Annotated in this window: 16 protein-coding genes; 13 read left to right on the top strand and 3 right to left on the bottom strand. The window is 62.2% G+C overall.

The features are described 5' to 3' along the window. Position 1: 1 nt before the first annotated feature. The 7 genes from ispG (at position 2) to J3A71_RS24530 (ending at position 7,968) form a co-directional block, all read left to right on the top strand. Positions 2–1,111 carry a flavodoxin-dependent (E)-4-hydroxy-3-methylbut-2-enyl-diphosphate synthase gene (gene ispG / locus J3A71_RS24560; RefSeq protein ID WP_016484979.1) on the top strand — a complete coding sequence of 370 codons (1,110 nt, stop codon included), beginning with the start codon at positions 2–4 and terminating at the stop codon, positions 1,109–1,111. Between the two features lie 25 nt (positions 1,112–1,136). Then, a complete protein-coding gene (hisS, locus tag J3A71_RS24555; RefSeq protein WP_209953416.1) occupies positions 1,137–2,426 on the top strand; it encodes a histidine--tRNA ligase in 1,290 nt (429 codons plus the stop codon). Positions 2,427–2,465: 39 nt separating this feature from the next. Beyond that, positions 2,466–3,107, top strand: coding sequence for a tetratricopeptide repeat protein (locus J3A71_RS24550; RefSeq protein WP_016484981.1), 642 nt, complete (start codon positions 2,466–2,468; stop codon positions 3,105–3,107). Further along, entirely contained in the window at positions 3,108–4,250 is a 1,143-nt protein-coding gene (gene bamB, locus J3A71_RS24545) for an outer membrane protein assembly factor BamB (protein ID WP_003248513.1), read from the top strand. Positions 4,251–4,366: 116 nt separating this feature from the next. Next, positions 4,367–5,830, top strand: a complete 1,464-nt coding sequence (der, locus tag J3A71_RS24540; RefSeq protein WP_016484982.1) for a ribosome biogenesis GTPase Der — start codon at positions 4,367–4,369, stop codon at positions 5,828–5,830. 210 nt (positions 5,831–6,040) lie between these two features. Further along, entirely contained in the window at positions 6,041–7,189 is a 1,149-nt protein-coding gene (locus tag J3A71_RS24535; RefSeq protein ID WP_095115815.1) for a pyridoxal phosphate-dependent aminotransferase, read from the top strand. Then, complete coding sequence (locus J3A71_RS24530) at positions 7,177–7,968, top strand: amidohydrolase (protein ID WP_016484984.1); 792 nt, start codon at positions 7,177–7,179, stop codon at positions 7,966–7,968. The genes J3A71_RS24535 and J3A71_RS24530 overlap by 13 nt, the downstream gene beginning before the upstream one ends. Before the next feature lie 128 nt (positions 7,969–8,096). Here the strand turns inward: J3A71_RS24530 and J3A71_RS24525 are convergent, their stop codons facing one another. Both J3A71_RS24525 and J3A71_RS24520 read right to left on the bottom strand, forming a co-directional pair. Then, entirely contained in the window at positions 8,097–10,652 is a 2,556-nt protein-coding gene (locus J3A71_RS24525) for a sulfite reductase flavoprotein subunit alpha (protein ID WP_209953414.1), read from the bottom strand. A gap of 97 nt (positions 10,653–10,749) precedes the next feature. Continuing rightward, complete coding sequence (locus J3A71_RS24520; RefSeq protein ID WP_016484986.1) at positions 10,750–13,041, bottom strand: TonB-dependent siderophore receptor; 2,292 nt, start codon at positions 13,039–13,041, stop codon at positions 10,750–10,752. A 221-nt stretch (positions 13,042–13,262) separates the two neighbouring features. Here J3A71_RS24520 and J3A71_RS24515 point away from each other — a divergent pair, with 221 nt between their 5' ends. The 3 genes from J3A71_RS24515 to J3A71_RS24505 all read left to right on the top strand — a co-directional run bounded on the left by J3A71_RS24515 (position 13,263) and on the right by J3A71_RS24505 (position 15,300). Further along, positions 13,263–13,943: a Fe2+-dependent dioxygenase gene (locus J3A71_RS24515; protein ID WP_019472663.1), complete on the top strand. Its 681-nt coding sequence runs from the start codon at positions 13,263–13,265 to the stop codon at positions 13,941–13,943. A 3-nt stretch (positions 13,944–13,946) separates the two neighbouring features. Next, positions 13,947–14,714 carry a tetratricopeptide repeat protein gene (locus J3A71_RS24510; RefSeq protein ID WP_016484988.1) on the top strand — a complete coding sequence of 256 codons (768 nt, stop codon included), beginning with the start codon at positions 13,947–13,949 and terminating at the stop codon, positions 14,712–14,714. A 169-nt stretch (positions 14,715–14,883) separates the two neighbouring features. Continuing rightward, a complete protein-coding gene (locus J3A71_RS24505) occupies positions 14,884–15,300 on the top strand; it encodes a hypothetical protein (RefSeq protein ID WP_054833427.1) in 417 nt (138 codons plus the stop codon). A gap of 51 nt (positions 15,301–15,351) precedes the next feature. Here the strand turns inward: J3A71_RS24505 and J3A71_RS24500 are convergent, their stop codons facing one another. Then, on the bottom strand, positions 15,352–16,515 hold the full coding sequence (locus J3A71_RS24500) for a type III PLP-dependent enzyme (RefSeq protein ID WP_012270610.1): 1,164 nt from the start codon (positions 16,513–16,515) through the stop codon (positions 15,352–15,354). Between the two features lie 494 nt (positions 16,516–17,009). On the opposite strand from J3A71_RS24500, the gene J3A71_RS24495 reads away from it, so the two are divergent. The 3 genes from J3A71_RS24495 to J3A71_RS24485 all read left to right on the top strand — a co-directional run bounded on the left by J3A71_RS24495 (position 17,010) and on the right by J3A71_RS24485 (position 21,027). Next, on the top strand, positions 17,010–17,507 hold the full coding sequence (locus tag J3A71_RS24495; RefSeq protein ID WP_016484990.1) for a sigma-70 family RNA polymerase sigma factor: 498 nt from the start codon (positions 17,010–17,012) through the stop codon (positions 17,505–17,507). A gap of 20 nt (positions 17,508–17,527) precedes the next feature. Further along, a complete protein-coding gene (locus tag J3A71_RS24490) occupies positions 17,528–18,490 on the top strand; it encodes a FecR family protein (RefSeq protein ID WP_209953412.1) in 963 nt (320 codons plus the stop codon). Positions 18,491–18,597: 107 nt separating this feature from the next. Next, the gene (locus tag J3A71_RS24485; RefSeq protein WP_209953410.1) at positions 18,598–21,027 is read left to right on the top strand and encodes a TonB-dependent receptor; all 2,430 of its coding nucleotides are present in this window, start codon (positions 18,598–18,600) and stop codon (positions 21,025–21,027) included.

Below are 21,027 nucleotides of genomic sequence, written 5' to 3'. Positions count from 1 at the left end.
CATGCACGGCGAATCTCCGATCAAACGTCGCGAATCCCGCAAAATCTGGGTCGGCAATGTGCCGGTGGGTGGTGATGCACCTATCGCGGTGCAGAGCATGACCAACACCGATACCAACGATGTCGCCGCCACCGTGGCGCAAATCCAGCGCCTGGTCGATGCCGGCGTGGATATCGTGCGGGTTTCGGTGCCGGACATGGACGCGGCCGAGGCGTTTGGCAAGATCAAGCAACAGGTCAGCGTACCGCTGGTTGCCGACATCCACTTCGACTACAAGATCGCCCTGCGCGTGGCCGAACTGGGCGTCGATTGCCTGCGGATCAACCCGGGCAATATCGGCCGCGAAGACCGTGTACGCGCCGTGGTCGACGCTGCCCGCGACCGTGGTATCCCCATCCGTATCGGTGTCAACGCCGGTTCTCTGGAAAAGGACCTGCAGAAGAAGTACGGCGAACCCACCCCGGCGGCGCTGGTCGAGTCGGCCCTGCGCCATGTCGAACATCTGGACCGCCTGAACTTCCAGGACTTCAAGGTCAGCGTCAAGGCCTCCGACGTGTTCATGGCCGTCGAAGCCTACCGCCTGTTGGCCAAGCAGATCGTGCAGCCACTGCACCTGGGCATCACCGAAGCCGGTGGCCTGCGTTCGGGGACGGTGAAATCCGCCGTCGGCCTCGGTATGCTGCTGGCCGAGGGCATCGGCGATACCATCCGTATCTCGCTGGCGGCCGACCCGGTCGAAGAAGTGAAAGTCGGCTACGACATCCTCAAGTCGCTGCACCTACGTTCGCGTGGCATCAACTTCATCGCCTGCCCGAGCTGCTCGCGGCAGAACTTCGATGTGGTCAAGACCATGAACGAGCTGGAAGGGCGCCTGGAAGACCTGCTGGTGCCGCTGGACGTGGCGGTGATCGGTTGTGTGGTCAACGGCCCCGGTGAAGCCAAGGAAGCCCATGTAGGGTTGACCGGCGGCACGCCGAACCTGATCTACATCGACGGCAAGCCGGCGCAGAAACTGACCAATGACAACCTGGTCGATGAGCTGGAAAGGCTCATCCGTCAGAAAGCGGCCGAAAAGGTCGAAGCCGACGCGGCGCTGATCGCCCGTGGCTGACACACAGAATTCGTAAGGACTTTTCGTGAGCAAATCGCTGCAAGCCATCCGTGGCATGAACGACATCCTGCCAGAACAGTCGCCACTGTGGCGCTACTTCGAAGGCACCGTGGCCGGTCTGCTGGACACCTACGGGTACAGCCAGATCCGCACGCCGATCGTCGAGTTCACCGAGCTGTTCAAGCGCTCGATCGGTGAAGTGACCGACATCGTCGAAAAAGAGATGTACACCTTCGAAGACCGTAACGGCGATTCGCTGACCCTGCGTCCCGAAGGCACCGCCGCTTGCGTCCGTGCCGTGCTGGAACATGGCATCACCGGCAACGGCCAGGTGCAGAAACTGTGGTACATCGGCCAGATGTTCCGCCATGAGCGCCCGCAGAAGGGCCGCTACCGCCAGTTCCACCAGATTGGCGTGGAAGTGTTCAACCTGGACGGTCCGGACATCGACGCCGAGCTGATCATGCTGACCTGGCGCCTTTGGGGCCTGCTGGGCATCCAGGACGCGGTCAAGCTGGAGCTTAACAGCCTGGGTACCAGCGAAGCCCGCGCGCGCTACCGTGACGCGCTGGTCGAGTTCCTCTCGGCGCGCCTGGAGCAACTGGATGAAGGCAGCCAGCGCCGCCTGAAGAGCAACCCGCTGCGTATCCTCGACAGCAAGGACCAGAACACCCAGGCGGTGCTGGTGGGTGCGCCGAAGCTGGAAGATTACCTGGACGAAGCGTCGCGCGTGCACTTTGAAGGCCTCAAGGCCCGCCTGGACGCCGCCGGCATTCCGTTCGTGATCAATACCAAGCTGGTGCGCGGCCTGGACTACTACAGCAAGACCGTATTCGAGTGGGTCACCGACAAGCTGGGCGCCCAGGGTACCGTGTGTGCCGGCGGCCGCTATGACGGCCTGGTCGAGCAGATGGGCGGCAAGCCGACCACCGGCGTCGGTTTCGCCATGGGTATCGAGCGCCTGATCCTGCTGCTGGAAACCCTGGGCAAGGTCCCGGAATCCATCAGCCGCCAGATCGACGTCTACCTGTGCGCCTTCGGTGAGCAGGCCGAGCTGGCAGGCCTGCGCCTGTCCGAAACCCTGCGCGACCGCTTGCCGGGCCTGCGCCTGGCGGTGAACGCAGGCGGTGGCAGCTTCAAGAGCCAGTTCAAGAAAGCCGACAAGAGCGGGGCGCTGTTCGCCCTGATCCTCGGTGACGAGGAACTGGCCAGGCAAGAAATCGGCTTCAAGCCCCTGCGTGGCCAGGGTGAACAACAGAACATTGCCTGGGATGCTCTGGCAGAGCACCTGGAAACCGCGATCGCGCAAGCGTAACGCGGTTCAACAAGCGAATAGGCGAAAAGGAGTATTGGGGTGTCGAGTACCGATGATGATGACCTGGCAGGGGTCAAGGACTGGTGGAACCGCAACGGCAAGCCGCTGCTGACTGGCGCGTTGCTGGCAGGCGTGGTGGTGTTGGGCTGGAATACCTGGCACAAGTACCAGAACAACCAGTCCCAAGGTGCCTCGCAGCTGTATCAGGCGTTGATTGAAACCAGCCTGACGCCGACTGGCCAGCCAGACGCCACCAAGGTCGCGGAACTGGCCAGCAAGCTCAAGAGCGAGTTTGGCGGCACCGCTTACGCCCAGTACGGTAGCCTGTTCGTAGCCAAGGTCGCGGTCGAGAGCGGCAAGCTCGACGACGCCGCTGCCGAGCTCAAAGGCGTGCTGGACAAGCCGGCCGATGTGACCCTGGGCGAGATTTCGCGCCAGCGCCTGGCTCGCGTGCTGGCAGCCCAGAACAAAGCCGAGGATGCCCTCAAGCTGCTGGACGGCGACGCCGACAAGGCTTTCCTGGCCAGCCGTGAAGAATTGAAGGGTGACCTGCTGGTGCAGCTGGGTCGCGCCGACGACGCGCACAGCGCTTACGAGAAAGCCAAGGCTGCGCTGTCGGATGAGGCGGCGGTCGGTGGCCTGCAATTGAAGCTGGATGACCTGGCTAAAGGGGACGCGTAAGTGATCGGTTGGAAACATGCAGCAGTGCTGACCCTGGCCGTACTGGCCGCCGGTTGCAGCAGCAACAGCAAGAAGGAACTGCCCCCGGCCGAGCTGACCAAGTTCACCGAGGAAGTGGTGCTGAAGAAGCAGTGGAGCCGTTCGATCGGTGACGGCCAGGGTGAGACCTACAACACCCTGGTACCGGCCATCGAGAACGACCGTATCTATGCTTCCGACGTCAACGGCGAAGTCTTCGCCCTCGACCGCATCACCGGTGATGTGGTGTGGAAGAAGGACTTGGAGCTGCAGGTTTCCGGCGCGGTTGGCGTGGGCTATGGCCTGGTCATGCTCGGCACCCTCAAGGGTGAAGTCATCGCCCTGGACTCCAGCACCGGTGAAGAGCGTTGGCGCTCGCGCGTGACCAGCGAAGTGCTGGCCCCGCCTGCCAACAACGGTGACGTGGTCGTGGTGCAGACCCAGGACGACCGCCTGATCGGCCTGGATGCCGCCACGGGTGACCGCCGCTGGATCTATGAGAACTCCCCGGCCGTGCTGACCCTGCGTGGCACCGGTGCACCGATTGCCACCAATCGCCTGGCCGTCGCCGGCCTGTCCACCGGCAAGGTGGTCGCGGTGGACATCAACAACGGCGTGCCGGTGTGGGAAAGCCGCGTGGCCATCCCCAAGGGCCGTTCCGAGCTGGACCGTGTGGTTGATATCGACGGCGGCTTGCTGCTGTCTGGTGGTACCCTGTACGTCAGCACCTACCAGGGCCGTGTAGCTGGCCTGGACCTGGAAAGCGGCCGCGAGCTGTGGCAGCGCGATGCTTCCAGCTATGTAGGTGTCGCACAGGGCTTCGGTAACGTCTACGTCAGCGAAGCCTCGGGTACCGTGGAAGGCGTGGATGAGCGCTCTTCCAGCGCCCTGTGGAGCAACGACAGCATGGCTCGCCGCCAGTTGACCGCTCCTGAAGTGTTCAGCAGCTACGTGGCTGTGGGTGACTTTGAAGGTTATCTGCACCTGCTGAGCCAGGTGGATGGCCGCTTCGTTGGTCGTGAGCGTATCGACAGCGATGGCCTGCGCGCCCGCCCACTTGTGGTCGGCGACACCATCTATGTCTTCGGCAACAGCGGCAAGCTCGAGGCACTGACCATCCGCTGAAGCTATGCTTGAAACCTTGGCGGGTTTCAAGCTGCGGCGTAGGACACGCCGCCCAAACTCCGGCCGCTGCCTTGCAGCGGCCTTTGCATTTTCAAGAATTCGAGAGTGGAGAGCCGATGGTTCCCGTAATTGCCCTGGTGGGCCGCCCGAACGTCGGCAAATCCACCATGTTCAACCGCCTGACCAAAACCCGCGATGCAATCGTGGGTGACCTGTCAGGCCTGACCCGTGACCGCCAGTATGGTGATGCCAGCTGGCAGGGTCGTTCCTTCATCCTGATCGACACCGGCGGTATTACCGGTGACGAAGTGGGCATGGATGAAAAAATGGCCGAGCAGTCGCTCATGGCCATTGAAGAAGCCGACTACGTGCTGTTCCTGGTCGATGCCCGCGCCGGTATGACCGCCGCCGACCAGATGATTGCCGAGCACCTGCGCAAGCGCAACAAGTCGGCGATTCTGGTCGCCAACAAGATCGACAACATCGACCCCGACGTGGCTCGCGCCGAGTTCTCGCCGATGGGTATGGGCAACGCCATTCCGGTGGCGGGCTCCCAAGGTCGTGGTATCAGCGCCCTGATGGAAGCTGTGCTCGGCCACCTGCCGCGTGATGCCGAGGAAGAAGCCCTCGACCAGGACGTCGCAGAAGGCGAGGAGGCCGTGCGCATTCCTGGCCCAAGCGAGAAGGATGGCATCAAGATCGCCATCATCGGCCGCCCGAACGTCGGCAAGTCGACCCTGGTCAACCGCATGCTCGGCGAAGAACGTGTGGTGGTCTACGATGAGCCGGGTACTACCCGAGACAGTATCTACATCCCGTTCGAGCGTGATGGTGACAAGTACACCTTCATCGACACCGCCGGGGTGCGCAAGCGCGGCAAGATCCACGAGGAAGTCGAGAAGTTCTCGGTGGTCAAGACGCTGCAGGCGATCAAGGACGCCAACGTCGTCATCTTCGTCATGGACGCCCGTGAAGGGGTGGTTGATCATGACCTGAACCTGCTGGGCTTCGCCCTCGAAGCCGGCCGCGCCATCGTCATTGCGCTGAACAAGTGGGATGGCATGGAGCCGGGTGAGCGTGCCTACGTGAAGACCGAGCTGGAGCGCCGGCTGTTCTTCGTCGACTTCGCCGACATCCACTTCATCTCCGCCTTGCACGGCACCGGCGTGGGCAACCTGTACAAGTCGGTGCAGGCCGCGTTCACCTCGGCTGTGACCCGCTGGCCAACCAGCCGCCTGACACAGATCCTTGAAGACGCGGTCAGCGAGCACCAGCCGCCGCTGGTCAACGGCCGCCGCATCAAGCTTCGCTATGCCCACCTGGGTGGTGCCAACCCGCCGCTGATCGTGATCCACGGTAACCAGACCGAGAGCATCCCCAAGTCCTACTCCCGTTACCTGGAAAACACTTACCGCCGCGTGCTGAAACTGGTCGGCACACCGATCCGCATCGAGTACAAGGGCGGTGAGAACCCGTTCGAGGGCAAGAAGAACACCCTCACCGACCGCCAGGTCAACAAGAAGCGCCGCTTGATGTCGCATCACAAGAAGGCCGAGAAGAAGCGCCGCGACAAGCGCTGATTCCGCGTCAGCTTCTTCGCAGGCTTGCCCGCTCCCACAGGTCCTCCACAGATTTTGAATATTGTGCAGCACCTGTGGGAGCGGGTTCACCCCGAAGAGGCCCTTTGATCCAGAGCAATCCCCCTATTGTTTCAACCTTTTTCCTGACTGCTTGATCCGCTATGCTCGGACTCCACCCCGTGCCGGATACACCCCAGGAAAGAGGGCTCCATGATCCGCAGCAAACTGCCGAATGTCGGCACGACCATCTTCACCACCATGTCCCAGCTCGCCGTGCAGACTGGCGCGCTCAACCTGTCCCAGGGTTTCCCTGATTTCAACGGCCCGCAGGCCCTGCTCGATGCAGTGGGCCGGCATGTGGCTGCCGGGCACAACCAGTATTCGCCAATGACCGGCCTGCCGGCCTTGCGCCAGCAGGTGGCGGCCAAGGTGGCGCGGCTGTATGGCGCACAGGTGGATGCCGACCAGGAAGTGACCATCACCCCTGGTGCCACCGAGGCGATATTCTGTGCCATCCAGGCGGTGGTCCATGCCGGTGACGAGGTCATTGTCTTCGACCCGTGCTACGACAGCTACGAACCTTCGGTGGAACTGGCCGGTGGTCGCTGCGTGCATGTGCAACTGAGCGACGGCGACTTCCGTATCGACTGGCAGAAGTTCAGCGAGGCCCTGAGCCCGCGCACCCGCATGGTCATCCTCAATTCGCCGCACAACCCCAGTGGCGCCCTGATCACCCGCGAAGACCTTGAACAGTTGGCAATGCTGATTGCCGACCGCGATATCTACCTGGTCAGCGATGAGGTCTACGAGCATCTGGTGTACGACGGCGTCCACCACGCCAGCGTACTGGCCCACGAGCAGTTGTATCAACGTGCCTTTGTGGTCAGCTCGTTCGGTAAGACCTATCACGTGACCGGCTGGAAGACCGGCTATGTGATTGCGCCCCCGGCGTTGAGTGCAGAGCTGCGCAAGGTGCACCAGTACGTCAACTTCTGTGGCGTGACGCCGCTGCAGTGCGCCCTGGCCGACTTCATGGCCGAGCACCCTGAGCATATCGATGAACTGCCGGCTTTCTATCAGGCCAAGCGCGATCTGTTCTGCGGCTTGCTGGAGGGCTCACGCTTCAACTTTACCCGCACGGCGGGCACTTATTTCCAGCTGGTGGATTACTCGCAGATCCGCCCGGACCTGAACGATGTCGACATGTCGCTGTGGCTCACCCGCGAGCACGGTGTGGCGACCATCCCGGTATCGGTGTTCTACCAGCAACCCATCCCCGAGCAACGCCTGGTACGCCTGTGCTTTGCCAAACGTGAGGAGACGCTGCGTCAGGCAGCGGAACGACTATGCGCGATCTGAGCACACTGCCCAACCTGAAAGTCGCCCTGGTGCAAACGACCCTGGCCTGGCACGACCGCGAGGCCAACTATGCGCACTTCGAGGTGCTGCTGGAACAGGTCGGGGAGGTGGATCTGGTGATCTTGCCGGAGATGTTCACCACGGGTTTCTCGATGCAGTCCGAAAGCCTGGCCGAGCCGGAAAATGGGCCGACCTATAAGTGGCTGAAGGCCCAGGCGAAGAAGTACAACGCGGTGATTACCGGCAGCGTGATCATCCAGGCCGCCGATGGCAGCCACCGCAATCGCCTGCTGTGGGCCCGGCCGGACGGCGAAATTCTGCACTACGACAAGCGCCACCTGTTCCGCATGGCCGGTGAGCACAAGCACTACACCCCCGGTGAACGCCAGGTGCAGTTCGAGCTCAAGGGCTGGCGGATCCGCCCGCTGATTTGCTACGACCTGCGCTTCCCGGTGTGGAGCCGTGACGCTCAGGACACGGACCTGCTGCTGTATACCGCCAACTGGCCGGCGGCGCGCCGCCAGCACTGGAATCGTCTGCTGCCGGCGCGGGGCATCGAGAACCTGTGCTATGTGGCGGCCGTGAACCGGGTGGGCACGGACGGCAAGGGCTTTGCTTATTCGGGCGACAGCCAGGTGCTGGACTTCCAGGGCGAGAGCCTGCTCAGTGCCGGTGAGGCAGACGGGGTATTTACCGCCGTGTTGAGCGCTGCGGAACTGGCGGCGTACCGGGCCAAATTCCCGGCCAACCTGGATGCCGATACCTTCGATTTACACTGACAGCCTGTACCGGCCCTATCGCCGGCAAGCCAGCTCCCACAGGTAACCCACTGCCCTCGGGCCCGGTGCTGTACCTGTGGGAGCTGGCTAGCCGGCGATAGGCCAGTACCGGCTACATCAATGAATGATCAGTAAACATCTCGCCGATACCGCCCATCCTCGATCAACTGCTGCACAGCGGCCTCCCCAAGCATGCCGTTGAGCGCCGCATCTACCCCCGCAGCCATCCCTTGCAGGCTGCCGCAGACATACACACAGGCGCCATCCGCCACCCAGCGCTTGAATTCCTCGGCCTGCTGCAGCAACACATCCTGCACATACACTTTCTCGGCCTGATCCCGCGAAAACGCAAGGTCCAGGCGTGCCAGGTCGCCGCTTTGCAGCCACCCTTGCAGCTCGTCACCACACAGCAGGTCATGCGCCTGATTACGCTCGCCAAACAGCAGCCAGTTGCGCTGTTCGCCAGCGTTCACCCGGGCCCGGATCAGGCTGCGCAGGCCGGCCAGGCCCGTGCCGTTACCGATCAGGATCATCGGTGCAGCTGCCTCCGGCAGGTGGAAGCCGCTGTTGCGCCGCAGGCGCAGGCTCAGCGTACCGTTTAGTGGCAGGTATTCGGTGAGCCAGCCAGAGCCCAGGCCCAGGTTGCCATCGCTATGGCGCTCCTGGCGTACGATCAGCTCCAGCACGCCATCACTGGCGATGGAGGCGATGGAGTATTCGCGGCTGCCGATTGGCACCAGAGCGTCGACCAGCGCTTGCGGCTGCAAGCCGATCAGGTGATCACGGCGCGCCGGCAACTGGCGGCCAGCGAGGGCTTGGGCAAGGGTTTCGTCCAGACCGTTCACGTGTACCCGTGCACTGGCGTCCAGCGCCATGCCTTTGAGGAACGCGTCGATCCTTGGTTGCCCATTGAGTGGCAGTATCTCCACCAGGTCGCCAGCGTCCCAACTTGCAGGCTCTTCAGCCAGCAGGCCGAGCAAGTACACCGGCTGGCCTTGGCTGCCCGGGTTGAGCAGTTCGCGACGCACCAGTGACCAGTTGCCAAAGCTTGGCGGCTGCCAGGCGGCCACCGGCTGGGCGCCCGTCAGTTGTGCCAGTTCCTGCTGCCATTGCTGCAGGGCGGCCTGGTCGGCGTTGTCCACCTCCACTGGGCTGAATGCACTGCTGGCTCCGCGCTCTCCCAGCCAGGCCTGCAGGCGGCGGGCGAAGCCGCAGAAGTGCGGGTACTGACGGTCGCCGAGGGCGAGCAGGGCGTAGTTGAGGTTGTTCAGCGCCCAAGGCTGGCCGAGCACCTTGCGCTCGAACGCGCGGGCGCTGTCGGGTGCTTCGCCGTCGCCAAAAGTACTGACCACGAACAGCGCGCGGCGGGCCTGGCGCAAGTCGTCTTCACGCAGTTCGGCCAGTGCACGTACCTGCACTGGCAAGCCAGCTGCCTGCAACTGGCCGGCACTTTGCCAGGCCAGTTGCTCGGCAAAGCCGCTTTGGCTGGCGAAGCCGATCAACCAGCTGTCGTCGCTGCCATTGCTGCTGGCAACGTTGCCACGGGCTGCGCGTACCTGGCGCTTCTTGCGGCGGCGGTCGAGGTACAGCAGCCAGCCCGTGACGAAGAACAGCGGCATGGTCAGGCTGGCGAGGGTGACGATGATGCGCCCTGGCAGGCCGAAGTATTCGCCGACGTGCAGGGCGTAGACGCTCTGCAGCAGTTGAGCCTTGAAGGATTTGTCGGCGTAGCGGTCGTGTTTTTTTACCTGGCCGGTGGCCGGGTCCAGCATCAGGGTGTTGAAGGCGCGTGGGTGGTCGGCGCTGTCCAGCAGGTAGAACAGGTTGGCCGGCTGGCCGCCAACCGGTGGCAGGCGCAGGTTGTACGTGGCAAGGCCTGGGCCTGCGGCGTCCTTGAGGTTGGCCCAGATGGCGTCATAGTCGACCACCAGCGGCGGGGCGTTCTTGTCGACTTTCTGCGGGCCGTGGCGGCCACGGCCTTCACCGCGTTTTTGTTGCTGGCCGGCTGCCGGGGCGTCGGCCAGCAGCTTGTTCAGGCCTTCGCGGTACCACTCATAGGACCAGAACAGGCCGGTAAGGGCGAACAGAAGATAGAACAGCAGGCACCAGGTGCCTGCCACGGCGTGCAGGTCCCAGTTGAAGGCACGGCCTTTCTTGGCCCAGTCGAAGGTCAGCCAGGTGCGCCAGTCCAGCGCCTTGCGCGGCCAGCGCAGGTAAAGGCCGGACAGGCAGAAGAACACCAGCATCAGGGTACAGGCACCGGTGATCTGCCGGCCGGTGTCGCCCATGGCCAGGAAGCGGTGCAGGTTGAGCATGAGGTTGAAGAAGCCTTGCCCGGCCACTTCACCTTTGAGTTCGCCCGTATACGGGTCGGCATAGCGCAGCTCGCCTCGGCGCTCGCCCGGTGCTGGCGTGAAGAAGATACGTGCGGCGTTGCCTTCACGCACATCCACCCACAGCATCGACACCTTGTCATGCTGCTGGGCTTCGACCCGTTGCACCAGCTCGGCCGGAGGCAGCACGCCTTCGGGGCGCACTTCTACTTTGAGTACATCGGCATTGAACGCACGCAGCAGTTCTTCCTGGAACGAGTACAGGGCTCCGGTGATGCCCATCAGGGCCAGCACCAGGCCAGCGGTGATGCCAAAGAACCAGTGCAATTGGAACAGCGTCTTCTTCACCACATCGATCACCTTGTGTTGCTACCGCAGACTGCGCGGCGTGCATTATGCCTTGATACGCAAAAGCCCCGCTCAATGAACGGGGCCCTTGGTTGTTGCTTTAGAAGTGCACGCTGGTGGTCAGCAGTGCAGTCCGCCCGGCCGCCTGGTTGGCGAAGTGGGTAGAGAAGGCCTTGTCGTAGTACACCTCGTTGGTCAGGTTCTGCACGTTCAACTGCAAGTCGACGTTCTTGGTCAGCTTGTAGGCGGCCATGGCGTCGTAGCGTACGTAGCTGTCAACCATGGTGGTGTTGGCCACGCTGCCGTACACGTCATCCACGTAGAACGCACCGCCACCCACGGTCAGCTTTGGCGTGATCGAGTAGGTCGTCCACAGGCTGGCGCTGTTGTTCGGGGTGTTCGGCAACTGGTTGCCATCGTTGGCCTTGCCCAGTGGGCCGCCGTCGATCTGGCGAGCCTGCATGTAGGTGTAGCCGGCGAATACCTGCCACTTGTCGGTGATCTTGCCGCTGGCCGACAGTTCGATGCCTTGTACGCGGGTTTCGCCGACGTTTTCGTAGGTGGTGGTGTCCACCTGGACGCGGGCGTTTTCCTTCTCGGTGCGGAACAGCGCGGCGGTCAGCGACAGGCGCTGGTCGAGCAGGTCCCATTTGGTACCGATTTCGTAGTTGGTGGTTTCCTCTGGCTCCATGTCACTGGCCAACAGGTTGCCGGTACGGTCAGGGGTGCCACCCAGCGGGTTGCCTTCTGTACCTTCGCCGAGCATCGAGCCTGGTGGCGTTGCAGAAGTGGCGTAGGAAACGTAGATACTGCCGTTTTCCGCCGGTTTCCACACCAGGCCCAGTTGGCCGGTCACGAACTCGCTGACATCCTTGCCTTTGGCGGTGGTGGTGCCAGCAGCGTTGTAGGTCTTGTAGTCGGTGTCGAAGTGGTCGTAGCGCAGGCCCATGTTGACCAGCCACTCGGGGGTCAGCTCCAGGGTGTCGAATACGTACAGTGCACGGGTCTTGCTGTTGGTGGTGGTGCCGGCGTAGTTGCGCGAAATGGCACCGTTCCACGGGTCATCCGGGTTCGGGTTGCTCAGCGAGGTGCAGTTGTAGCCGCTGGTGGCACCGATCATGCCGGGGGTGCAGTTGGTATTGGCAGCGCCGCCAGGGACCGTGTCGGTGTCGACGGTGTAGGACGAACGGTCGCTCTCTTCGCGGCTCAGTTCGATACCGGTCGAGAAGCTGTTTTTCATGCCACCGACGTAGAACTCGCCGAACAGGTCGGTCTGGTTGGTGGTCGTGGCGGTGTTGCCCACGCGGGTATTGGCACGGCGCCAGACGCTGCCGTTGTTGACGTTGCCCTTGCTGTCGTCAGGCTGGGTCAGGATGTAGTCCTGCATGCTGTTGCCGTGACGCAGGGTGTTCTTGATGGTCAGCGAGTCGGTCAGGTCATGCTCGACCGCGAAGGTGGCGATGTCTACACGGCTCTTGCGGAAGTCGCGACCGGTCAGGCCGTAGAAATTGTCGCTGTCGCCGCCGTCATTCGGCTTGCTCGGGTGGGCCGAGGTGCGCCCGGCGCTGCCGTTGGTCGGGATGGTGTACGGAATGCCCGAATCCGGCAGGTCATCGCTTTCCAGGTGGTAGTAGTCGAGGTTGACGCGGGTCGGCGTGCCCAGGCCGAAGGCCAGCGACGGGGCGATACCCCAGCGGTCGTAATTGACCTTGTCGCGGCCGGCAACGTTGCTTTCGTGGGTCATCAGGTTCAGGCGGCCGGCAACGGTATCGCTGAACTGGTAGTTGCCATCGAAGGTGTAGCGCTGGGTCTGGTCGCTGCCCCAGGTCCAGGCACCGTCCAGCGAGTTGCCCAGGTGCGCGCGCTTGCTGACCAGGTTGATGGTACCGCCGGCGGCGCCACGGCCACCGATGGCCGAGTTCGGGCCCTTGGCCACTTCCACCGACTCGATGGCGAAGATTTCGCGGGTTTGCGCGCCAGTGTCACGCACGCCGTCCAGGTACGTATCGCCCTGAGCGTCGAAGCCACGGATGAACGGGCGATCGCCTTGCGGGTTGCCACCTTCACCGGCGCCAAACGTGATGCCTGGCACGGTACGCAGGGCGTCCTGCAGGGTCAGGGCATTGGTGTCCTTGATCACTTGCTGCGGGATCACGGTAACCGAGCGCGGGGTGTCCACCAGCGGCGCGGTGTACTTCTGCGAAGCGGCTTTTTCGACCTTGTAATCGGTGCTGGCTTGTTCAGCCTTGCCGTTGACGCTGGTGGCATCGAGGGTGATGGCACTGCTGGCGGCCGGGTCGGCGGCATACACCGACGAGGCGCTAAGCGCGACGCCGATGGCGGATACGATCAGGCGTGGCGAACTCACTGCAGATGGTACGTACTGGCGCATTGCTAAGGACCTTCCCCAAGGTGTTGAGGCGGCGGATCTTAATGTAAGCAATTGTGACTCACAATTGAGATTCGTTACCATTCGTGAGGAATTTACAATCTTTACAATTAGCCTTTACGGTTTCATCAAGCTGAAACGTCTTAAGCGGCGAAAGGGCTTGTGTAGCGCAAAAGGGAATCAATATCATTGGCGCCTTTACATTTCCTAACGGTGCTGCCGCCATGCTGCTTCACATCCCAGGCCTGTTTGACGCTGACGAACTGGCCCGTATCCGCGAGGCGCTGGAGCAGGCCGACTGGGCCGATGGCAAGGTGACTGCCGGTTACCAGTCGGCCAAGGCCAAACACAACCTGCAGTTGCCGGAAGGGCACCCGTTGGCCAAGGAAATCGGCACTGCGCTGATCGACCGCCTGTGGAAAACCCCGCGCTTCATGTCGGCGGCCCTGCCGCACAAGGTGTTTCCGCCGTTGATCAACTGCTACCGCGAGGGTGGCAATTTCGGCTTTCATATCGATAACGCCCTGCGTCAGCCCAAGGGCAGCCCGGAGCGGGTACGCACCGACCTGTCTTCCACGCTGTTCCTCAGCGACCCGGACAGCTACGACGGTGGTGAGCTGGTGATCCAGGACACCTATGGCGTGCAGCAGGTCAAACTGGCTGCCGGTGACCTGGTGCTGTACCCCGGCACCAGCCTGCACAAGGTCAACCCGGTGACCCGGGGCCAGCGTTATGCTGCGTTCTTCTGGACTCAAAGCCTGGTGCGCGAGGACAGCCAGCGGGCGCTGTTGTTCGAGATGGACAATGCCATACAGCAACTGACTGCCGATGTACCGGAGCACCCTTCGTTGCTACAACTGACCGGCACCTATCACAACCTGCTACGCCGCTGGGCCGAGGTCTGAGCCGTGTCTTACCAATTGCGGCGTGAAGAAGCGGTGGATGTCGCCGGCCTCAAGGCCATGCTCGAACACAGCCCCGGCCAAGCCGCCCAGGCGATCCTGGCGGCCGCCGGGCAGGGCGTGGTCGAGGCGCAGTTGCTGCTCGGGCAGATCCTGCTCGACGGGCGTGGCATCGAGGCGGATGAGGCCGTGGCGCGGCGCTGGTTCGGTATCGCCGCCCAGGGCGGCAGTGCCATGGCGCACAACATGCTTGGCCGGTGCCTGGAACATGGTTGGGGTGGCGATCAGGATGTGGCCCAGGCAGCCATTCACTATGCACGCGCGGCCGATGTCGGTCTGGACTGGGGCCTTTACAACTTAGGCAACCTGTTGGCCACGGGGCGTGGGGTGCCGGCCAACCAGGCCCAGGCCCTGCTCTGTTACGAGAAGGCCGCGCAGATGGGCCATGCCAAGTCGATGAACCTGTACGGGCGCTATCTTGAGCTCGGCATTGCCACGGCGGCGGGCCCCGCGCGGGCCGTGCGCTGGTATCGGCGCTCGGCGCAGGCGGGAGACTTTCGTGGGATGTTCAGCCTCGCGACGGTGCTGCTCGAGCGAGGGCAGGCTGCTGAGGCCGAGCCTTGGCTGGCGCGTGCACGAAAGGAGGGCAATGTGAACTTCCTCAAGAGCGCACTGGCCACACTGCAGACTGGCGGGGCACCGATGGCAGCCTATGTGCAAGCCTATGCCGAAGAACTGCAGCAACGAGTTGCCGAGGAAACGTCCACAGCTTAGAGACATGCCTGCGCTTCGATAATCTCCTCGCCCTCAATCAAAACGTAGTGCGGGCGGGGGGATGAATGGTATGACAGCAATAAACTTGGACACTTCTTTTACAGCCCAGCTGGACTGTCTTAATTGGGGCACGTCGATCAAGCCCGTAATGATCATCGAGAGTGCGTTCATGGACATGGCCGATTCTGGCTGGCTGTGCCTGCCTGAATCCTTCGATACAGTAAATACGACGCCGGTGACGCTGCGCTTCGATTTCATCGAGCGACGGGATAACCGTCGGCATTATCGGGTTACCTGCGTTACAGAGGGCTCGCACTACTTCGGGCGGCAAATGGATTCCAGTCTCAATCGATTTCTTGGTTTCTACCGATCAGTGTCCGACGATGTGTTCTGGAAGATCGAGGAGATTGGTGTGCATGGGGAAGGGGAGAACGCTCGTCCCGCATTCATTTTGCGAGATCGCCTGGGGTATACCGTGAAGATCAAAACCCACGGCCCGGGGCTCAGCCTCATTGCCTATCTGAGCACTCATAGTGTCACGAGCGATGAGGTGCACTTTACGTTGGCCGATTACAAGCCTCTGTGATGTACGGGGTATCGCTGCAGATAGAACGGGGCCTTGCGGCCCCGTTGTGCATTACAGGTAGTAAGCCTTCAGCGGCGGGAAGCCGTTGAATTCCACCGCGCTGTAGCTGGTGGTGTAGGCACCGGTCGACAGCCAGTACAGGCGGTCACCGATGGCCAGGTTCAGCGGCAGGCCGTATTTGTAGTTTTCGTACATGATGTCGGCACTGTCGCAGGTCGGGCCGGCGATGACGACTTCTTCGGCTTCGCCTTTCTTTTCGGTCCAGATCGGGAACTTGATGGCTTCGTCCATGGTTTCGATCAGGCCAGAAAACTTGCCCACGTCGGTGTAGATCCAGCGCTCGACGGCAGTGCGCGATTTGCGCGCCACCAGCACCACTTCGCTGACCAGGATACCGGCGTTGGCAATCAGCGAACGGCCTGGCTCCAGGATGATTTCCGGCAGCTCGTCACCAAAGTCTTCCTTGAGGAAGCGGATGATTTCTTCGGCGTAGGTTTCCAGGCTGTTGGTACGGGTGATGTAGTTGGCCGGGAAGCCGCCACCCATGTTGATCAGCTTCAGCTCGATGCCGTCTTCTTCCTTCAGGCGCTCGAAGATCACTTTGACCTTGGCGATGGCGGCGTCCCACACGCTGATGTCGCGCTGCTGCGAGCCCACGTGGAAGGAGATGCCGTAAGGCACCAGGCCCAGGTCACGCGCGAGGATCAGCAGGTCCATGGCCATGTCGGTCTGGCAGCCGAATTTACGGGACAGTGGCCAGTCGGCAGTGGTGGAGCCTTCAGTCAGGATACGCACGTACACTTTCGAACCCGGTGCGGCCTTGGCAATATTGCGCAGGTCGGCTTCCGAGTCGGTGGCGTACAGGCGCACGCCCTTCTCGTAGAAGTAGCGGATGTCCTTGGACTTCTTGATGGTGTTGCCGTAGCTGATGCGGTCAGCGCTGACGCCGCGGTCCATCACCTTGTCCAGCTCGTAGATCGAGGCGATGTCGAAGCTCGAACCTTTCTCTTTGAGCAGGTCGATGATTTCGACGGCAGGGTTGGCCTTGACGGCGTAGTAGACCTTGGCGAACTCGAAGCCCGCACGCAGGTCGTCATAGGCCTGGCTGATCATCTGGGTATCGATGAGTACGAACGGGGTTTCCTGCTTGTCGGCGAACGCCTTCATTTTCTGGAACGTGTCACGCGCGAAATAATCTTCGACCTGGATCGACATGCTCAGGGACTCCATGGGCAAACTGAAAATTTAAGTGGCTGCAAACTGAACGTCCTCCGTATCCCCACTTTGGTTCGCCTACTCAGTACTTGAGCCGGATGGATCGTTTCCAGCATGGACGTTCGGCGCGCACTTTAGGGCGTGAAGAATGCAGAATCAACAGGCAATCCGGGCGTGATCGACCTGGCTCGACGACCAGCCATGTGAATAACCGACTCGTGTGACCGGCTGATGTTCCCTGCGATGTTTCAAGCGTTAAATATTGTGGAATACACCGTATTGGCGCTTTGGCGGGTGAAGCCGCTTCCATAGGGATTGTGGAATGCCTGCAGGCGCGGGTTCACCTGCCAATGGGCCTCAGGTGTTCATATTTATGGCCACATTTTCCTGGTACCCACGTACAGGAAATCCTCCATAAATTTTTTGTTACCGACTGGCGGATTTGCTGGTTTTGATGCGAAACATTACTATTCGCACCCTTATCCGCCTCCCTGATGACCCAGACCGTGTCCGGACACAAAGGCTTCCTCGATCATTATCATGAGCTGATCGGCACCTGGACGCGCAAACTGCGCAGTCGTCAGCAGGCCGAGGACCTCGCCCACGATGCCTTTGTCCGGGTATTGGAAAACCCGCGCGAGCAGGTCGAGCAGCCGCGCGCCTACCTGCACCAGACCGCACGCAACCTGGCCGTAGATGGCTTGCGCCGCGAAGACCGCCGCCAGGCGCTGGCGCTGGAAGCCATCGACAATGGCACCACCGGCAGCGATGACCCGGAGGCCTATGTGCATGCGCTGGAACTGGCCGACAGCGTCGAGCGGGCGCTGGCCGAGTTACCGCTGAACTGCCGCCAGGTGTTCATCTGGCAGAAGCTCGAGGGCCTGACCCAGGCCGAGATCGCCGAGCGCATGGGGTTGAGCAAGAACATGGTCGAAAAGTATATGATCCGCACGCTCCGGCATTTGCGTGAGCACCTGGATGTGTCGGCATGAAGCGTCAGGAGACCTTTTCGATGAAACAGCACGGTACTGATACCGTCCGCGAGCAGGCGGCCGCATGGTTTGCCCGCGTGCAGGATGCGCCTCGGGATGCCGGGCTGCAAAAACAGTTGCGCGCCTGGTTGGCCAGCGACGAGCGCCACCGTCAGGAGTACCAGCACCTCAGCCGTGTGTGGCAGGCCGCCAACTTCATTCCACGCCAACGCCTTGAAGCGTTGTGCCAACCGGGCCCGGTGCAGCAGTTGCCACGTCGGCGTTTCATGCGTCAGGCCCTGGCCGCCAGTGTGGCGGTGTTGGCACTGGGGCTGGGCTGGGGCGGCTGGCACTATCAACAACTGAATCACCAAGCCAGCGTGCAGACTGCCTTCAATGAGCGCCGCCAGGTCGAATTGCCGGATGGCTCGCAACTGGAGCTCAATGGCAGTACACAGTTGCAGGTCGAGTTCAGCGCTGGCCAGCGGCATATCCGCCTGAATGCCGGCGAGGTGATGTTCAGCGTCGCCCACGACAGTGCCAGGCCGTTTGTGGTGGACACAGCTCAAGGCCGTGTGACCGTGACCGGTACCCGCTTTGATGTGCGTCTGGACCCGGCCAGTACCCGTGTCGCGGTAGAGCAGGGTTCGGTGCGTGTGCAGGGCAAGGGCGCCGCCCTGGCGCAGCTTGCGGCTGGCCAGGGTTCGCACATAGATGCACAAGGCGCGGTGACCGCCCCCTACGCAGTCAATACGGCTGCCGTCACAGCGTGGCGCCAGGGCAAGCTGGTGTTCGACAACGCCACCCTCGCCGAAGTGGTGGCCGAAGCATCGCGCTACCGTAGCCAGCCGTTGCGCGTTGCCCCCGGTAAAGTCGCCCAGATGCGCCTTTCGAGTACCTTCAGCACCGACGACACCGACGCACTGTTGCGGGCCTTGCCGAGCATCCTGCCGGTGGCCATCAAGGCCCATGAAGATGGCTCCCGCGAAATAATCGCGAAATAGATTCAGGTTTTTTTTCGCTCGTTCGTCTTCCTCGCCAGCTGCAACTGCCAAGCATTTCCATTTGCATGCAGTTGGCGTTTATTCCGCATTCAGGAAGTTTCGACGACGTGAACAACAACAAGCCTTTAGTACGCTTGCGCGCCCTGTCGCTGGCCTTGGCGGTCAGCGCCGTGACTGTCAACAGCCAGGCCGCAGAGGCGGGCAAAACCCTCCAGATCCAGGCCCAACCGCTGGGTTCGGCACTGAACCAGCTCGGCCAGCAAACCAACCTGCAGCTGTTCTTCAGCCCCGAGCTGGTGGCGGGCAAACAGGCCCCGGCGGTGTCCGGCAACCTGGCGCCGGTGCAGGCGTTGCAACAGTTGCTGCAAGGCAGCGGGCTGACCTTCGAGATGTCCCAGGACACCGTGGTGGTAAAGCCGCTGCCGACGGCCCTCGACCTGGGCAGCGGCAGCCTGGAGCTGGCGCCCACCGACATCAAGGTGGTCGGTGACTGGTTGGGCGATGCCCAGCAAAGCGTGGTGCAGAACCACCCCGGCGCCCGCACCGTGGTGCGCCGCGAGGCAATGGTTGAGCAGGGCGCGATGAGCGTGCGCGACGTACTGCGTGGCATCCCGGGTGTACAGGTGCAGGACTCCAACGGTACCGGCGGCAGCGACCTGTCGCTGAACGTGGGCGTACGCGGCCTCACCTCGCGCCTGTCGCCACGCTCCACCGTATTGAACGACGGCATCCCGGCCGCCTTCGCGCCGTATGGCCAGCCACAGCTGTCGATGGCGCCGATTTCCTCAGGCAACCTGGACAGCATCGATGTGGTGCGTGGTGCCGGTTCGGTGCGCTATGGCCCGCAGAACGTGGGTGGGGTGATCAATTTCGTCACCCGGGCGATTCCGGAAAAGGCCTCGGCGGAACTGTCCACCACCCTTGAAACCTCCCAGCACGGCGGCTGGAAGCACACCGAGTCGGCCTTCGTCGGCGGCACGGCGGACAACGGCATGGGCGTGGCGCTGCTGTACACCGGGGTGAACGGCAACGGTTACCGTGAAAGCAATAATGGCAACGACATCGACGACGTCATCCTCAAGACCCACTGGGCGCCCACCGATGTCGATGAGTTCTGGCTCAACTTCCATTATTACGATGGCCGTGCCGACATGCCCGGCGGCCTGACCCAGGCGCAGTACGACAGCAACCCTTATCAGTCGCTGCGCGACTACGACTACTTCGCCGGCAGGCGCAAGGATGTGTCGTTCAAGTGGCAACGCCAGCTCGACGATGCCACCCAGTTCGAAGTACTGACGTATTACACCGACAGCTTCCGCGGCAGCGCCATCGCCTCGCGTGACATGAAGACCCTGTCCTCTTACCCGCGCAACTACCACACCTTCGCCATCGAGCCACGGGTGTCGCGCATCTTCTTTGCCGGCCCCACCACTCAGGAAGTCAGCGTGGGCTATCGCTACCTGAAGGAAGCGATGCGCGAACAGTCGACCCGCCTGGCGCTGATCGACAACGTGCCGACCGTGACCCCGACCTCTGACGGCCATGTGTTCCAGGACCGCAGCGGCGGCACGGAGGCCAGCGCGTACTACATCGACGACAAGATCGATGTGGGCAACTGGACCATCACGCCGGGCATCCGCTTCGAGCACATCAATACCGACTGGCGCGACCGCCCGGTGCTGGATGCCAACAACCGCCCGGTGGCGGAGAAGAAGCGCAGCATCACCAGTAACGAGCCACTGCCGGCCCTGAGCGTGATGTACCACATCTCCGACGCGTGGAAAGTGTTCGCCAACTACGAAACCTCGTTCGGGAGTTTGCAGTACTTCCAGCTGGGCCAAGGCGGTACTGGCAACAGCACGGCCAATGGCCTGGAGCCGGAAAAGGCCAAGACCTACGAAATCGGCACGCGTTATGACAATGGCGGTTTCGCGGGTGAACTGACCGCGTTCTACATCGACTTTGATGACGAACTGCAGTACATCAGCAACGACGTAGGCTGGACCAACCTCGGGGCGACCAAGCACCAGGGTATCGAGGCTTCGGTGCGTTATGACCTGGCTGGGCTGGACCCGCGCCTGGAAGGGCTTTCGGTGAATGGTGGTTACACCTTTACCCGGGCCACGTATGAAGGTGAAATCCCGGGCTTCAAGGGCCGTGACCTACCGTTCTATTCACGTCAGGTGGCCACCGCCGGCGTGCGTTACGCGGTTAACCGCTGGACCTGGAACCTGGACGCCTATGCCCAATCCAGGCAGCGCGCACCGGGGACCGGGATCAATGCCGATGGCAGCTTCAACGGCGACTACATCACCGAGCCGAGTGCGGATGGGCAGTATGGTGATATCCCGGGTTACGTGACCTGGCATGCCCGTGGCGGGTATGAGTTCGGGCCAGAGATGTCCAACCTGAAGCTGGCGGCGGGGGTGAAGAACCTGTTCGACAAGCAGTATTTCACCCGCTCCAGCGACAACAACGCCGGCCTCTATGTAGGTGAGCCGCGGACCTTTTATGTGCAGGCCAGCGTAGGGTTCTGA

The sequence above is a fragment of the Pseudomonas sp. PvP089 genome (assembly GCF_017875165.1).
GTDB classification, from domain to species: Bacteria; Pseudomonadota; Gammaproteobacteria; order Pseudomonadales; family Pseudomonadaceae; genus Aquipseudomonas; species Aquipseudomonas fortuita.
The sequence above is the reverse complement of the archived record's forward strand: the minus strand, read 5'-3'. Positions and strand labels throughout refer to the sequence as shown.

Excerpts from the sequence above, each read along its gene's own strand:
- J3A71_RS24535 (WP_095115815.1), top strand. The coding sequence starts at position 6,041 with ATGATCCGCAGCAAACTGCCGAATGTCGGCACGACCATCTTCACCACC.
- J3A71_RS24515 (WP_019472663.1), top strand. The coding sequence starts at position 13,263 with ATGCTGCTTCACATCCCAGGCCTGTTTGACGCTGACGAACTGGCCCGT.
- J3A71_RS24500 (WP_012270610.1), bottom strand. The coding sequence starts at position 16,515 with ATGTCGATCCAGGTCGAAGATTATTTCGCGCGTGACACGTTCCAGAAA.
- J3A71_RS24505 (WP_054833427.1), top strand. The coding sequence starts at position 14,884 with ATGGACATGGCCGATTCTGGCTGGCTGTGCCTGCCTGAATCCTTCGAT.
- J3A71_RS24495 (WP_016484990.1), top strand. The coding sequence starts at position 17,010 with ATGACCCAGACCGTGTCCGGACACAAAGGCTTCCTCGATCATTATCAT.
- der (WP_016484982.1), top strand. The coding sequence starts at position 4,367 with ATGGTTCCCGTAATTGCCCTGGTGGGCCGCCCGAACGTCGGCAAATCC.
- J3A71_RS24490 (WP_209953412.1), top strand. The coding sequence starts at position 17,528 with ATGAAACAGCACGGTACTGATACCGTCCGCGAGCAGGCGGCCGCATGG.
- J3A71_RS24530 (WP_016484984.1), top strand. The coding sequence starts at position 7,177 with ATGCGCGATCTGAGCACACTGCCCAACCTGAAAGTCGCCCTGGTGCAA.
- J3A71_RS24520 (WP_016484986.1), bottom strand. The coding sequence starts at position 13,041 with ATGCGCCAGTACGTACCATCTGCAGTGAGTTCGCCACGCCTGATCGTA.
- ispG (WP_016484979.1), top strand. The coding sequence starts at position 2 with ATGCACGGCGAATCTCCGATCAAACGTCGCGAATCCCGCAAAATCTGG.